The organism is Dickeya sp. CFBP 2040, from assembly GCF_012273755.1.
Classification (GTDB): domain Bacteria; phylum Pseudomonadota; class Gammaproteobacteria; order Enterobacterales; family Enterobacteriaceae; genus Dickeya; species Dickeya poaceiphila.
In genome coordinates this window covers 1-12,469 of the sequence record NZ_JAAVXH010000054.1, presented here as the reverse complement: position 1 = coordinate 12,469, position 12,469 = coordinate 1, and the positions used below count along the sequence as shown (strand labels likewise).

At 51.1% G+C, this 12,469-nt stretch carries 17 protein-coding genes and 1 pseudogene; 3 read left to right on the top strand and 15 right to left on the bottom strand.

Annotated features, from left to right (window positions below):
* Window positions 1-121: 121 nt before the first annotated feature.
* The 15 genes and pseudogenes from Dpoa2040_RS07115 to Dpoa2040_RS07050 form a co-directional block, all read right to left on the bottom strand.
* Complete coding sequence (locus Dpoa2040_RS07115; protein ID WP_168640830.1) at window positions 122-436, bottom strand: DUF1364 domain-containing protein; 315 nt, start codon at window positions 434-436, stop codon at window positions 122-124.
* Window positions 429-896, bottom strand: coding sequence for a hypothetical protein (locus Dpoa2040_RS07110; RefSeq protein ID WP_168640829.1), 468 nt, complete (start codon window positions 894-896; stop codon window positions 429-431). Before Dpoa2040_RS07110 ends, Dpoa2040_RS07115 begins: the two co-directional genes overlap by 8 nt.
* A gap of 10 nt (window positions 897-906) precedes the next feature.
* Window positions 907-1,554 carry a DUF1367 family protein gene (locus Dpoa2040_RS07105; RefSeq protein ID WP_168640828.1) on the bottom strand — a complete coding sequence of 216 codons (648 nt, stop codon included), beginning with the start codon at window positions 1,552-1,554 and terminating at the stop codon, window positions 907-909.
* A complete protein-coding gene (locus Dpoa2040_RS07100; protein WP_168640827.1) occupies window positions 1,551-3,575 on the bottom strand; it encodes a DNA cytosine methyltransferase in 2,025 nt (674 codons plus the stop codon). Before Dpoa2040_RS07100 ends, Dpoa2040_RS07105 begins: the two co-directional genes overlap by 4 nt.
* Window positions 3,572-4,459 (bottom strand): phage N-6-adenine-methyltransferase, encoded by an 888-nt coding sequence (locus Dpoa2040_RS07095; RefSeq protein ID WP_168640826.1) that lies wholly within the window; start codon window positions 4,457-4,459, stop codon window positions 3,572-3,574. The genes Dpoa2040_RS07100 and Dpoa2040_RS07095 overlap by 4 nt, the downstream gene beginning before the upstream one ends.
* The gene (locus tag Dpoa2040_RS07090) at window positions 4,456-5,232 is read right to left on the bottom strand and encodes a KilA-N domain-containing protein (protein ID WP_168640825.1); all 777 of its coding nucleotides are present in this window, start codon (window positions 5,230-5,232) and stop codon (window positions 4,456-4,458) included. Before Dpoa2040_RS07090 ends, Dpoa2040_RS07095 begins: the two co-directional genes overlap by 4 nt.
* Window positions 5,229-5,459 carry a DNA translocase FtsK gene (locus Dpoa2040_RS18365; RefSeq protein ID WP_371810586.1) on the bottom strand — a complete coding sequence of 77 codons (231 nt, stop codon included), beginning with the start codon at window positions 5,457-5,459 and terminating at the stop codon, window positions 5,229-5,231. The genes Dpoa2040_RS07090 and Dpoa2040_RS18365 overlap by 4 nt, the downstream gene beginning before the upstream one ends.
* A pseudogene (gene rdgC / locus Dpoa2040_RS07085) lies at window positions 5,460-6,353 on the bottom strand (recombination-associated protein RdgC); the annotation flags it as partial. It lies immediately after the preceding gene.
* A gap of 70 nt (window positions 6,354-6,423) precedes the next feature.
* On the bottom strand, window positions 6,424-6,960 hold the full coding sequence (locus tag Dpoa2040_RS07080; protein ID WP_168640823.1) for a hypothetical protein: 537 nt from the start codon (window positions 6,958-6,960) through the stop codon (window positions 6,424-6,426).
* Window positions 6,961-6,963: 3 nt separating this feature from the next.
* On the bottom strand, window positions 6,964-7,716 hold the full coding sequence (locus Dpoa2040_RS07075; protein ID WP_168640822.1) for a replication protein P: 753 nt from the start codon (window positions 7,714-7,716) through the stop codon (window positions 6,964-6,966).
* Entirely contained in the window at window positions 7,713-8,660 is a 948-nt protein-coding gene (locus Dpoa2040_RS07070; RefSeq protein WP_246867264.1) for a helix-turn-helix domain-containing protein, read from the bottom strand. Before Dpoa2040_RS07070 ends, Dpoa2040_RS07075 begins: the two co-directional genes overlap by 4 nt.
* Window positions 8,657-8,833, bottom strand: a complete 177-nt coding sequence (locus Dpoa2040_RS07065) for a DUF4222 domain-containing protein (protein ID WP_110372171.1) — start codon at window positions 8,831-8,833, stop codon at window positions 8,657-8,659. Before Dpoa2040_RS07065 ends, Dpoa2040_RS07070 begins: the two co-directional genes overlap by 4 nt.
* Window positions 8,811-9,026, bottom strand: coding sequence for a hypothetical protein (locus tag Dpoa2040_RS07060; protein WP_168640821.1), 216 nt, complete (start codon window positions 9,024-9,026; stop codon window positions 8,811-8,813). Before Dpoa2040_RS07060 ends, Dpoa2040_RS07065 begins: the two co-directional genes overlap by 23 nt.
* Entirely contained in the window at window positions 9,023-9,379 is a 357-nt protein-coding gene (locus Dpoa2040_RS07055) for a hypothetical protein (RefSeq protein WP_168640820.1), read from the bottom strand. Before Dpoa2040_RS07055 ends, Dpoa2040_RS07060 begins: the two co-directional genes overlap by 4 nt.
* Before the next feature lie 48 nt (window positions 9,380-9,427).
* Window positions 9,428-9,655, bottom strand: coding sequence for a YdaS family helix-turn-helix protein (locus Dpoa2040_RS07050; RefSeq protein WP_168640819.1), 228 nt, complete (start codon window positions 9,653-9,655; stop codon window positions 9,428-9,430).
* Between the two features lie 98 nt (window positions 9,656-9,753).
* Here Dpoa2040_RS07050 and Dpoa2040_RS07045 point away from each other — a divergent pair, with 98 nt between their 5' ends.
* The 3 genes from Dpoa2040_RS07045 (at window position 9,754) to Dpoa2040_RS07035 (ending at window position 12,219) form a co-directional block, all read left to right on the top strand.
* Window positions 9,754-10,410 carry a helix-turn-helix transcriptional regulator gene (locus Dpoa2040_RS07045; protein WP_168640818.1) on the top strand — a complete coding sequence of 219 codons (657 nt, stop codon included), beginning with the start codon at window positions 9,754-9,756 and terminating at the stop codon, window positions 10,408-10,410.
* A gap of 62 nt (window positions 10,411-10,472) precedes the next feature.
* A complete protein-coding gene (locus Dpoa2040_RS07040) occupies window positions 10,473-11,126 on the top strand; it encodes a hypothetical protein (RefSeq protein WP_168640817.1) in 654 nt (217 codons plus the stop codon).
* Between the two features lie 823 nt (window positions 11,127-11,949).
* The gene (locus Dpoa2040_RS07035) at window positions 11,950-12,219 is read left to right on the top strand and encodes a hypothetical protein (RefSeq protein WP_168640816.1); all 270 of its coding nucleotides are present in this window, start codon (window positions 11,950-11,952) and stop codon (window positions 12,217-12,219) included.
* The last annotated feature ends 250 nt before the right edge of the window (window positions 12,220-12,469 follow it).

Here is a 12,469-nt window from a genome sequence, read left to right as displayed (position 1 = left end):
CTCTTCATCATTTAGTTCATCAATGGTTTTATTTTCTGTTTTTTTTGCAACCGTTCCAAAAGTTTCTTTTATAGCCACTCCACATTCATCCAGTCCTTTAATAAAAGCTGAATCAAGAAAATTATTCATTCAAAACTCCATCTATAAACCAACATTTAAATGTCGCATATATAGCGTATAAAACAACCTCTTCCCGTTCCCCCACTCGCCAATCATACGGCACTCGTCCATCAATCACATCATGACAAGACGAGCAACCATAGACAGCCCAGAAGTCATCACCTTTATATCCCATGCCGTGTGTCGGGCTGGGTAGATGGCACAATACTGTCGTTTCTGGATTGCCGTTACAGATGCCAGGGATCTGAAGCGTGCAAGCCTGCCCACGGGCAGACTCACGTAGTTTCTTTGAGCGGAACGCCGATGATTTAAGCATTTTGATTACCTGTCATCAACTTAATATCACCGACCCGCTTCAGTACAAATTGAAGTTCCTGGTTCGCGGCGTGAATCTGCCCGTTGATATCACTAAGGCGATTTTGAGCGTTGCGGAGTCGCCCTTTGCAATTAGCCTCTTCGCGCTTCAGCTTCTCAAGTCCCTCGCGGTGCGAGCGGATTTCATGGCGCAGGCCGGTCAGTTCCCAATCCAATCGGGTTTCCTTTTTCGCAAGCGCCAGCAGGTAATCAAATGGGTCCAGCACTGCACTACACAAGCGGCATTTGACTGAGCGCTCATGTTCAGAAACCACAACCCGTTCATGGCGACATGTCCGCCCTTCTGGCTTTGGTGCCTCAACAAAATTTCGCATCTCCTTGATGTCAGCATTGTCATCAAATCGCTTGGTAAACTGCAGAACGTTGTCACTATTGTCTGGAAAATCCACATTATCGGTCATTGGTCAGTCCTCAAAAATTCATCAACTGGTTAACGGCGTTTTCCATTTCTGCTTCATCAGCAAAATACTGGTTCAACGTCTCATTCCAGATCACACCAGATGCACCTCGATATACCTTGTCGAATTTCTCCTGCCCCATATTCACAAACGCGATGCTCCAGCGCTGTTTCAGCGTGCCGCCGTCGGGATTCGGTGCCAGGTCGTAAAATCCGGCCTTTACCATCACGTGATTCAGGTAGGCATCTTTGGTTTTAACTGCCTCTGGATCAAAACGGCGCTTAAGCTGTGCCGTTAGCCGCTCCAGAACTCTTTCAGCAATAATCCTCGTAACGTTGTCATACAAAGAAGGATCCCCCGCCTCCTGAGCGACTTCTTTAGAAACCTCATGAGCTATCCATTTCTCCCGATCGCTGACAAACGACCACGCAGGCTCCCAATACGAAAAACCCAGATCCAGTAACGCCCAGAATTTACGGTGATGTTTGATGTTACGTCGGTCACCAAGCGGCGTTAGCGAGATCGGGGTGCCGATTGGCACCCCTTTCATTACGTCGCGGTCATGATCAGTACAGTATTTGATACCGCCGCCGGGCAGCAGTACGCCCAGCGCTTCGGTTTTGTGCTTCTTCGGTGATTTGGTGCGGGTGGCTGTTGTCATGCGGCCACCTCTTCCCGCGCAACGCACATTTCAGGCAAATTCGCACGGACAAGCGCCTCAGAAAATTGCGGCGGCACAGCATTACCACAACGCGCCACTTGTCTATCTTTCGCGTATTTCACCCCTCGATAATCCTGATCGATGATGTACCAGCCGGGGAACCCCTGAGCAGCGTACAGCTCAGGTGGCTGAAGCATACGCAGTGTAATGTCCACCAGCACATACCATGTGCCGCGGTATACCATCAGCACCATTTCGGCGAGTTCACCGAAATGCTCTGGAAGGAATTTATGCAGTAGTTCCGCGCAGCGGCGCGCCTTTTCCCGAAGTTCCGGCGATAGGCAGTCAGCGGGAACCTTCACTACACTAACAATCCCTATCCTGTCTTTAGTTGTTATTGTGTGCATCGGTTCGTCAGCGGATTGTCCTCGATCCCCGGTGCCGTAGTACTTGACCGCATAGGCCGTCACCAGCCGTTGATTGCTGCCAGAAGCGGTGAGCGTTGACATAGGCACATCAGCCGCATTGCCGTCCCCATCGTAAAATCCGCCGTTCGCCTGTTCGAGTAGCGCCATTGCCAGAGCGCTAGGCGCAGCACTGGCCGTAACAGTGTTCAGTGGTGTTTCCAGCGAACGAATGCCATTACTCCAGCGCCGAGAACCCGTACTGCACGATTCGCCATGCCCCATATCTACAAGGCTGGCAGTAATCAAGGCATGATGCGCACCGCTCGCCGTTACTGTTGATAAGGGGCGCTCTACACTATGCCCAAAAAGTTGCGCTTCGTTCGTGCCACGTAGCGGTATCATCGTCGGTGCAACAACGGAGAAATGGCCGCCTTTCACCTGGGCGCATAACGTCCGCATCGGTTCGCTGACTGGCATATTGCGCTGATTGCTCGCGTTCGCGTGTTCAGTGAGAAACGGGGTTAGTACGGGAGACACCAGCGCGCGATGATTATCTGTGGTGAGCGTGCCAAAGGGTCGGTCAATGGCAACAGGTTTACCGGAGTACTTCGGACCGCCGGCACCAGCAGTGAACGGTGCAAGCACCGCCTGGCCCAGCATGTGATGACCGCCAGTCGTGACAGTGGGTAGTGGATCGTCAATGCCTGCGCCTGGATGCCCTGTCGTATTCGTGACAATGAATGGATCGGCATTGGTCAGGACATGGCGCCATAATCCCTTTGCGACACGGCGCAGAGTATTGTCAGCCAGCGGTTTTTTGCGTTCGAAGATGGACGGAGACGGGATAGACCAGTCAATACAGTCAGCCGCCGTCCGCCAGGGTTTTAACCGACCGCGCTGAACTTCACTGGATTTTGGGTCACCATGAGTGGGCTTGGGCCAAACGATAGGCTGCCCGTCACAGCGAATAACCATGAAAAAACGCGTTCGTCGCTGCGGTGTCCCATAGTTATCAGCTCGTAATTCGCTATGCTCAACAGCATACCCCAACCCGCTCACCAGTCGCTTGGCTGGTTCGCTATCAAGAGTGACACCGAGAAAATCACAGCACTCGGCCAGTGCCGGGTGATCTGCAGGTATGCCAGAAGAAAGCATACCAACGAATGCCGAGAATGTTTCCCCGGCTCGCGACGGATTTGGCCGCCGTATGCCGTCGGCGTCCGTAAGCAGTGGCCCCCATGTTTTAAATTCGGCCACATTCTCAAGCATCATGACACGCGGGCGCACGGCCAGCGCCCATCTCAATACGATCCACGCCAATCCACGGATTTCTTTTTTAACAGGCGCACTACCGCGGGCTTTTGAAAAATGGGTGCAGTCAGGCGAAAACCACGCCAGCCCAACCGGGCGGCCAGCAGTGGCTACGGTTGGGTCAACATCAAATACCGATTCGCAGTAATGCAGGGTAGCCGGATGATTTGTTGTATGCATGGCGATCGCGTTGGGGTCATGGTTTATGGCGATATCAACACTGCGACCAATCGCCATCTCGATCCCCGTTGAAGCGCCACCACCACCTGCAAAATTATCGACAACGATTTCCCTGTTTTTCATGCTGCTGCTCCCATTGCTGCCGACAGTGTCTCTGCGGTCGTGATGATTGCTGAATCCGGTACGCCCTCAAGCTTCAGTCGGTTGATGTGGCTACGAAGTTTGTTTTGAAGGCTGGCTGGCAGCGTGATCGCTGCTGGAATTTGCTCGAACAGGAAATTAACTTCTGCAGGCCATACGCTGTTGTTGGTATCCGGTATTGGAATAATTTCTGGAATATTTTGAGGTTGGTTTTTGCGTGCCAATTGTGCAGCCTCGCGCCGGATCTGCGCCAAGAACGCGTCGCCCGTCGCCAGCAACTTTTCCCGCTGAATGTAACTGATAGCCGGGCCACGCCATTCTTTATCAAAAACCGCGATAGCTGCGCCAAAGCCCGCGCTACTGGGAATTTGCTTATCGTCTTTCGGCTTAAACCAGGTGGGAACCTCAAACGCAATACGCCCGCGAATGAACGCAACATGATCAGCTTGTTCAGGCCACCAGACCTCGGACGTGGCCGATTTGATGAGAAACACATACCGCCCACCGCGCTCCCGCATTTTTGCTGTGTGGGCCATGATGTGGCGCATACCGGTAATGCATTCGCCCTCATGCATTTTTGCCGTGCTGTACGGTGGGTTAGCAAACGCCGCGCCGTTCAGTTCAGCCAGACTCGCTGACCAGTCTTTTGCAAGCGCGTTATCTTCTGCAGTGTAATACGCGGGACACTTGCTGTTTTCGCCATCACTAAAGAGATCCAGCACCAACGGACCAAACATGGCATTGATTCCCCAAAAAAGGGGATCAGGTGTACACCATTGATCACCTACATCTTTCAGTAAGTGCGCGTCTTCAGCTTTCTGAGCATTAAGTGCCTGAACGTACTCGGTTTGGGAGAAATCAGTCATGCAGCATCCCTCCCTGCAATAATCGCCAGAAGGTCTTCTGCTCGTGACTCAAAGAAATGCGGCTGTGTTTCGCGCGGGTTCACTGGGCTGGTCATATTTTTACCGTAACGCAGTCCTTGCGATGTCACCGACCAAAATGATTTGGTTTTCTTACCTGTGCTGAGCCGCGTTTTGCGTTCCACAATCCCGGCGGCCTCAAGTCGCACATAGGCGATCGCCGCGGTCATGGTGAACCCATTCTGATGCAACAACTCAGTGAGTGATTTCGTTGCCCGGCTGGAGCCGTCGGAGGCGTCGCTGGGTGCATCAATGGCGTAGTTAGGCATCAGGTTGATGCCGATAATGGACTGTAGTTTTTGATATGCGCCGAGCTTTGAGCTGTTAGATAGGTTTAGTGTTCGGGCGGCAGACTCTACGATCATGATCCCCGCCTGAACTCGCTCACTGATATTCTCCACCGTCGGGTTAGGATTGGCTGCACCATCAAAGGTACGGATCACATTCAGATTGAATGAAGCACTGATCCACATCGCATAGGCATAAACCAGTTCTCGACACACGAAAGTGCCACCGTTTCGCCCCTCCAGTCTAACTACCGGAATCCCGGTAGTTTCCAACTCGGCAATAAGCGCTATGGTTTGCTTGTTCGCCAGCCAGTAGCTTGGGGCATGGCGCTTTTCTCCGCCAGACGCACGATGCAGATCATTCAGGTTGTAGCGACCGTCAGCGTCGCGACGAATGGCGATATTGGCAATCACGATAGGCGTGTTCATTGCACCACCTCCCCGATCAGCACTTCCCGCGTTCCATCATGTTTCGGCGCAGAAACCACGCCTTTGCTTTCCATCGCCTCAATCAAATGTGCGGCGCGGTTATACCCGATACGGAAATGGCGCTGGAGACCGGATATTGTCGCCTGGCGCGAAGATTGCACAAACTGAACTGCCTCCGGGTAAAGCCGGTCATCTTGCAAATCGTGGTTTTCTGGCTCTGGTGTCACACGATCAGCTTCTCCTCCCAGTACTTCAACCAGACCGGTGATCAACGAAGCAAGTGCCCCCGTCAGCAGCGCAAAATCGGCATCAAACCGCGCCAGCGCGTCTTCAACATCATTATTCTGATCCAGCAACACATCGGCGAATTTCAGTTTCTTCAGGCTGCCGTCATCTCCCAACACAAAGCTGATCCGCTCCTGCCAGTCCAGCGCCAGCTTGGTAACGACCTTCCCCGCTTCGATATGCCCGGCGATCTCGTCAGTGACAAGATCTTGGTGCTTACTGCGCAGAATACCGCCGTCCTCCAGCACCGCTTTTAGTTCAGCTTCATCCTGCAGTGCGAAGCCGCCCGGCGCAGCACCGGAGCGTACCCACTCCGTCAGTGTCAACTCAATGGGGGTTTCCAGCATCAAGGGCACAACAGGCAATGATCCCAGCGTCTTGCGCAAAAGCGCCAGCGCGTCTTCGGCCTTTTTGGCGCTGGCAGCATCAACGATGATTAACCCAGCCCCTGCGTTAATCCAAATTTGGGTGGTATGGTATTTACTGAAAGCGCGCGGCAGCAGGCTGTGCAGCACCTCGTCTTTCAGCGCGTCCTTTTCGGTTTTCTTCAGTTTGCGCTGCTGTGTGGCTTCCAACTTTTCCACCTTGGCCGCCAATTCGCGGGCAATCACCGGCGCTGGCAAAATTTTCTCTTCACGCTGCAACGTGAGGAGAATCTGCCCGTTGGCCTGGTGGGTTAATTCGCTATACCCTTCTCCCAGCGGCGATATCCAGCCGGTTTTCGCTCTGTTCTGGCTGCCACATGGCGTAAATGCAAAAACAGCCAGCTTGTCGTTCAGATCATCGAATGCGATATCGCGAGTCAGGCGATAAATCAGCGCATTCTTGAAAATCATGGTCATGGTTAGTCCTCGAATTACGGGTTCATTAACTTGCCGTGGTCACCGACAAGGATCTTTGTTGCCACTAAATACGCACAGGCATGAGCACTACAGACGCAGTTTCATATGCATTCGGCAGTTCAACTATTGCGCTACTGCTATTCCCGTTCGGTTTGATAACGACGGATTGCCATTTCGGGTTATACAACTTGGCGGCGCGTTCGATGTCTGCCAGATAGCCAGCGTTAAATCCAATCTCTGAAACAGGTGCATTTTCTTTAGGAATAGCTCGCGTAACATCCGGGTATTTCCCATCGACAACGCTCGCTAACGCCACCCCTTGACGCACACCAAATCCATCCAGCAAAAGCGCAATACCTGTATCTGTGTCGATCTGTACCGTCTCAAATCCGATAATTCGCGGCATTCTTGATACCTGCACGATGACGTTTTCATTCAACTCATCCGTGCTGTGTTCACCTATGAAAAGTCGATGTCCATCGGTGGCATACAGTTTTTTTTCAGGAGCAAAGCAAATGCCGTTCAGATAATGCCGTGCATCCTGTCTGGCCTGGAAAATCTGCGCAGCCAGCAAGGCGCGTTTACTCAGTGTCAAAATCATTGGTCAGTCCTCATTGGTCGTTGTGTTTCTCCGGGGGTGACGCGCCCGGATCGCATTTAAAAATTCCTGCCCTCTCACATCAGTTTCTGCCGTGGCGATGCCCAGCTCGGCCCCTATGGTTGGCGGACGTCGTAAATCTGCAAGTTGCGTCTTCGGGGCTGGGATTGGCTGCCCTGTCATGACTTTCTTTTCCCATTTCTTTAACAGGCGTTCTGCCACTTTGCGCAGCTCGTCTGTCGTGTGGTTGTACTGCAACATTGCACGGCGCATATCCGTCACCAGCCAGAACATGATCGGTGCCGACCAAGGGAAGCATTCTGGTGTGGCGTAGAATCCGCGTTGGGCGCTATAGCGCTGAAATTCCGCCATCACCGCATCAACATCCGGCAGACCGGCGAGTTGAGAGCCACCTTCGCGGCACCAAGCGATAAACTGGCCCGGAGATGGAAGAAATGGGGTTTCACTCAGGCGAGCGCGTTGTAATCCCACCTGGATCAACACAGGAGTGTTGATGCCATTCTCCGCAAATGCCCGTGTCCACTGCTGGCGCAATTCATCCAGTTCAGCCTGGGTTTTGATATGCGCATTCACCGCAGGGAAAATCACTCGCAATTGCCGGAACAGGCTGTTGAACAACTGACGGACATTCGCATCCGGTTCAAAGCAGATTGGGTTTTGTTGCGGGGCAGCCATCGCCGCCAGCGCTGCGCTGTTGCGATTGCCGACATGACGCTGGATTGACTGAATCGATTTCATAGCAGCCCTCCCAGCCCGTCAGCCCAGTCGGTACTGTCCCAATCCAATTCTTCACGGCTTGGCTTAACGATCTGGTTTTTCCGCTGGATGCTCAGTGTGCCCCACTGCGCGCGCAGCTTGCCGGGACTCAGGATATTGCTTTGCCAAAACGTGTGCGCATTTGCCCAGCGGAAGACCTCGCAGATTTCCCGGTGCGTTAGTCTGTCTTGTTGCCGCATTAAGCGGATGGTGTTAGCCCATTCTGGCCAGTTCGGTGTTTTCGCTGACGCATCCACGGTCAGGATTTTTTCGTGCATCCAGCGAGCAGCACGTAAATCATCCGCTGTCCCCCACGCTTTCCCTGATGACGTATACACCGCCGCATCAGGGTGACGTTTCAAAAGCTCATCAGGAATAGCTTTCGCGCCACTGTCATGAGGTTCGTCAGAATTCCGTGACGATAGATCCTTATCTGATGGATCTAGATCTTCTTGTGGATCGCCTCCAGATTCTGGACGGTCAAACCGCCCTTTTTTGCCAGATTCTGGAGGGTGAGAATCGTTTGAACCTCCAGAATTCAGAGGGTCAGATTTTGAACCATCAGATTCTGGAGGGTGAGAAATTGCCTTTCTTTTCGCCAGTCTGATAGCTTTAACCTTGGCAATTTCACACAAAGCGATCTCTTCCAACCGTTCAGCATTGAGGTAATACAGATTCGAGCAGTTGCGGTTACCCTTACGACGATTTTCGCGGCACAACCAGCCCTCGCTTTCCAGCTCGGCAATGGCACCACGGATGGTGCTGATCCCGGCCCCCAACTGACGAGCAATTGTCTCCACGCTGGGATAACTCACACCTTCGTCGTTCGAGTAATCTGCCAGTCTCGCCATAATCAGCAACTTGGTCCCTTTGATTCCAGAAGCCGCGCAAGCCTCCCATACGTGGCCCAATAACTTGCTACTCATACATCAAGCCTCGTGAAATACTTCTGCACCTGCCACAACGGGCGGGCGCATTGATGCTCATATCCGGGGCGCATAAAAATCACACGCTTGGTTGCGGGTTCGTACCCCGTGACATGCACAATCACGCCGTTTTTGTCCCGATAGCGGCGATCAAGGAGTTTTGTTATTTCCATGATTCACCACCGCGTTCGTTTCGCCTGTCACCACCTGACGCGAATAAAACGCTCGCGTCACTTGAGACAGAGCCCCTGTGATTGCCAAACACCGGGTTTTTTCCCCGGTGATATCCAGCTTGCGGCCAACGATGCTGGCGATCAGATCCACGCTTTGTGTGGTGCTAATTTGTGTTTCGTGGGTTTGCTTCATCGTGGCGCCCTCCCCGGCAACGGCGGTAACCAGTCAGGGATTGGCAAACCAGCGGCAGTCAGTTCGCGGTGAACATGGGCGAGCATTTCCGGTGATTCTGAGAACATCGCAAGAAATCCGCGGATCGCGGCGGTATTGGTTTCAACGGCAGGATTGGACGACATGGCGCCAGCCACGCTTTTGATGGTGGCAGCTTCGCTTTCCGTCCAGCGAGTTTTGATCTGGTCTTCGCGGACAACGTGAAACGGCAAGCCGTTTTTGCCTACTTTTTTTCGGGAAAGTAACTCCTTGCGAACGCTGGAAGCAATCGCAGCCCCTGCCGTATCGCTGGCAGGTCGATGTATTGTGGTCATTGGTCAGTCCTTAACGTTACTGTTTTTCTGGTTTGGTCAGAACCAGGTTTATTGAGACATTAACTCGGGCCATATCCTGCTCCAGTCATGAGGGCGTAAATCTTGTCGGCTCACGCATCTGGCTGTCGCCACCTCGATATCAACACATCGTTCTGGCGATACTGGGCAGCGCCCAGAGGCAATTTGCGACAAATGAGATTGTGAAATACCGAGCGTTTCTGCCAGTTTTTTGGCACCACCTCGCTCCAGATTTTTGATGTATGTTTTTAACTCCATAGAAGGAAGCCTCTTCTTTAGTTTAGAGCCGAGTTTAGTTATCACTAAACCAAAGTCAAGCATTTGCTTGTTTAATAAATACTAATCAAAATACCCTTATGGATATCAAAGAGATCAGGCGTGCTCGCCTCAAAGAATGGTTTTCGGAGAGACCGATCCCCGAAAAAGAGAAAAGTTTTATATCCCAGCTTTTAAGTGGGAAGGCATCTTTTGGCGAAAAAGCCGCCAGAAGATTGGAGCGTGATTACACAATGCCATCTGGTTATTTAGACATGGAACTGTCAAGATCTTACATATCAGAATCGGATGATTCTATCGGTCATTATCGTGTCGATGTTATGGATATTCGGGCCAGCGCTGGCCCCGGTGTAATTGTCGCCGGCGACTACATCGAAACCATCACAGCAGTTGAGTTCACAACAGAGCAAGCCCGCCAATTGTTTGGGGGTCGCCTATCAGAGGTCATAAAGATGATCACCATATCAGGCGACAGCATGGCTGGAACCATTAACCCTGGCGACCAAGCGTTTGTCGATGTATCAGTTAATGCATTTAATGGTGATGGAATCTACGTTTTCGTATTCGGAAATACCCTACACGTCAAACGGCTTCAGATGATGAAAGATAAATTAGCTGTGCTATCCGACAACGAAAAATACAAACCGTGGTTTATCGAAGAAAGTGACGAGTATCAGTTCCACATTGTCGCCCAAGTACTTATAGGTCAAACCGTAGCATACCGTCGATTTGCCTGAGTTCAAATCGCCTGGATAACGCGACGAGAAGCACAGGCAAGCCAAGTAATAGGTTATCAATTATGGATTTTTGGATCGTTATAGGCATTACTGCTGCGGTTATCTATCTGGTAAACCAAAGAAAGACCAAAATCACAGACGAAACCGTTATCCAGCGAATCGAAACAATTAAAACAAATACGGGGGAAATCCGTATTGATCGTGCCCAAACGATTAAACACGAGCATACTGAGTATGCCCCACCGTATGAGAAAACAGCCCCATTAGCCCCAATCCCCGTCGTTATTGAGGACAACACAGAAAGACGCTCAACACTCAGCCAGCTTGAAGACGAATTTGCTCGAAAAATTGAAATAGCTTCGCCTAAAATTACAATCGCTCACCCTATGCGGCCAACACGGACAGTATCAAAGCCAATTACACAAAATTCTGTAACAACAGCCAATACCAGCTCAGAATCATCTGCTAATGCAGGTAAAAAAATTTGCCCGCGATGCAGCAGAAATCTTGCGTATGGTAAATTCAGAAAATCCAGCAAGCATGAGGGGGGTTACACAACCTGGTGTGACGAGTGTTTGAGTGCGCCGCGCAATACTCGACACATGAAGTATTGCCCTAAGTGCAAAAAAAGAAAAATGAAAACAAGCTTTTATAAAAATGGAAACCGGGCTGATGGTTTTACATTATGGTGTAAAAATTGTATGGATAACTCTTAATGCCAGGCCGGATATTTCCGCCAAGGCCCATATCCATCAAAGGAACTGACTGATCAACTCGTTGCGGTAAGCCTCTCCTGCAACGCACCCAATCCCTCTTTGTTATACCTCTACTCAATAGTTTTTATCGCCCACTCATCGAGCTGGTGCCCCCCTCTTTATCGCAGATCCGATGAATCTCACATATCGCTCATAGAATAATCTTCATTTAAAAACAAAATGATATTTGAAATTTTCAGTTTATTAAAAAGCATTTACTTGACTAAAGTTAAGTATTTAATAAACTACTCCATATCCCAACCGGATACGCTCTTTAACAGTCAGGTTAAGTCGCACACACCAACGGTCTGCATGTACCGGTGCGACGGCTACGGCTAAACATGTGAATTACCGACACAAAGGAGGATAGCAAAAATGAAGTAGTAACGCAGATAGACTGCGGCAAGTTGTGCCAATGTGACAGTAATGATGTCGCTCCGAGTCCCCAGAGGGAGCCAGCTTTGCATCTGGTGAGGGTTAATGAGAAAAGAAGCACCGGTAACGCAGCGTGGCGGCCAATCACGTACTGGTTATAGCAAGCGGGGAGCAGAGACGAACCGCGATGACTGACTCAAGGGCATGAGCGCGGCCACTGCGAGAGTGTGGCTGGTTTTCTTTGGGGTGTGATGAAGTTGGCCGCTGATGACCGAAGGCAGATAAGGCCTTGAACAAGGCAAACTCTGACTGAGGAATGACCAATGCAGGGCCGCGACTGATCATCACGGTATCGCTCACAAGGCAGCCATCACACCACCAAAGCAAACCAAGCAACAAGGACTGACTAATGACCAAACATAAGAAACGTCGTACTGCCATGACCAAGCAGCGCATGGAAAAAATCCAACGCATTGCAAAACGCAAAAGTGATCGTGTTGGCAAAGCCATCATGATCACCATCACCGCACGCTGCAAAACGATAGATTTTCCTGCACCGAAAAAAACTCGCGAAAGCAAAACAGGTGGCGGTGAAAATCCTGAACGCTATACCGGCTACACTGCCATCGGGCGCCAGAAAATGCGTGGCTGCAGCACCATCCCCCGCGGCATTTACTAATACACATCAAGCTCACTTCGGTGGGCTTTTTTTTCGCCTGAAAAGCGAGTTTTACGCCTCACCAGGGCAACACACCGGCCACCTTAGGGTGGCCTTTTTATTGCTTGAAAAAAGGTAAATCTGATGACCGATTTCGTTTCTTTTCTTAAACGGCGCCGTATTGCGCACGTTGTTAATGGTGATGGTTCTGTGACCATTCCTGGCAGCCTGAACCTAGCGTACGAGCCAGATATTAAGGCGCTGCCGGATG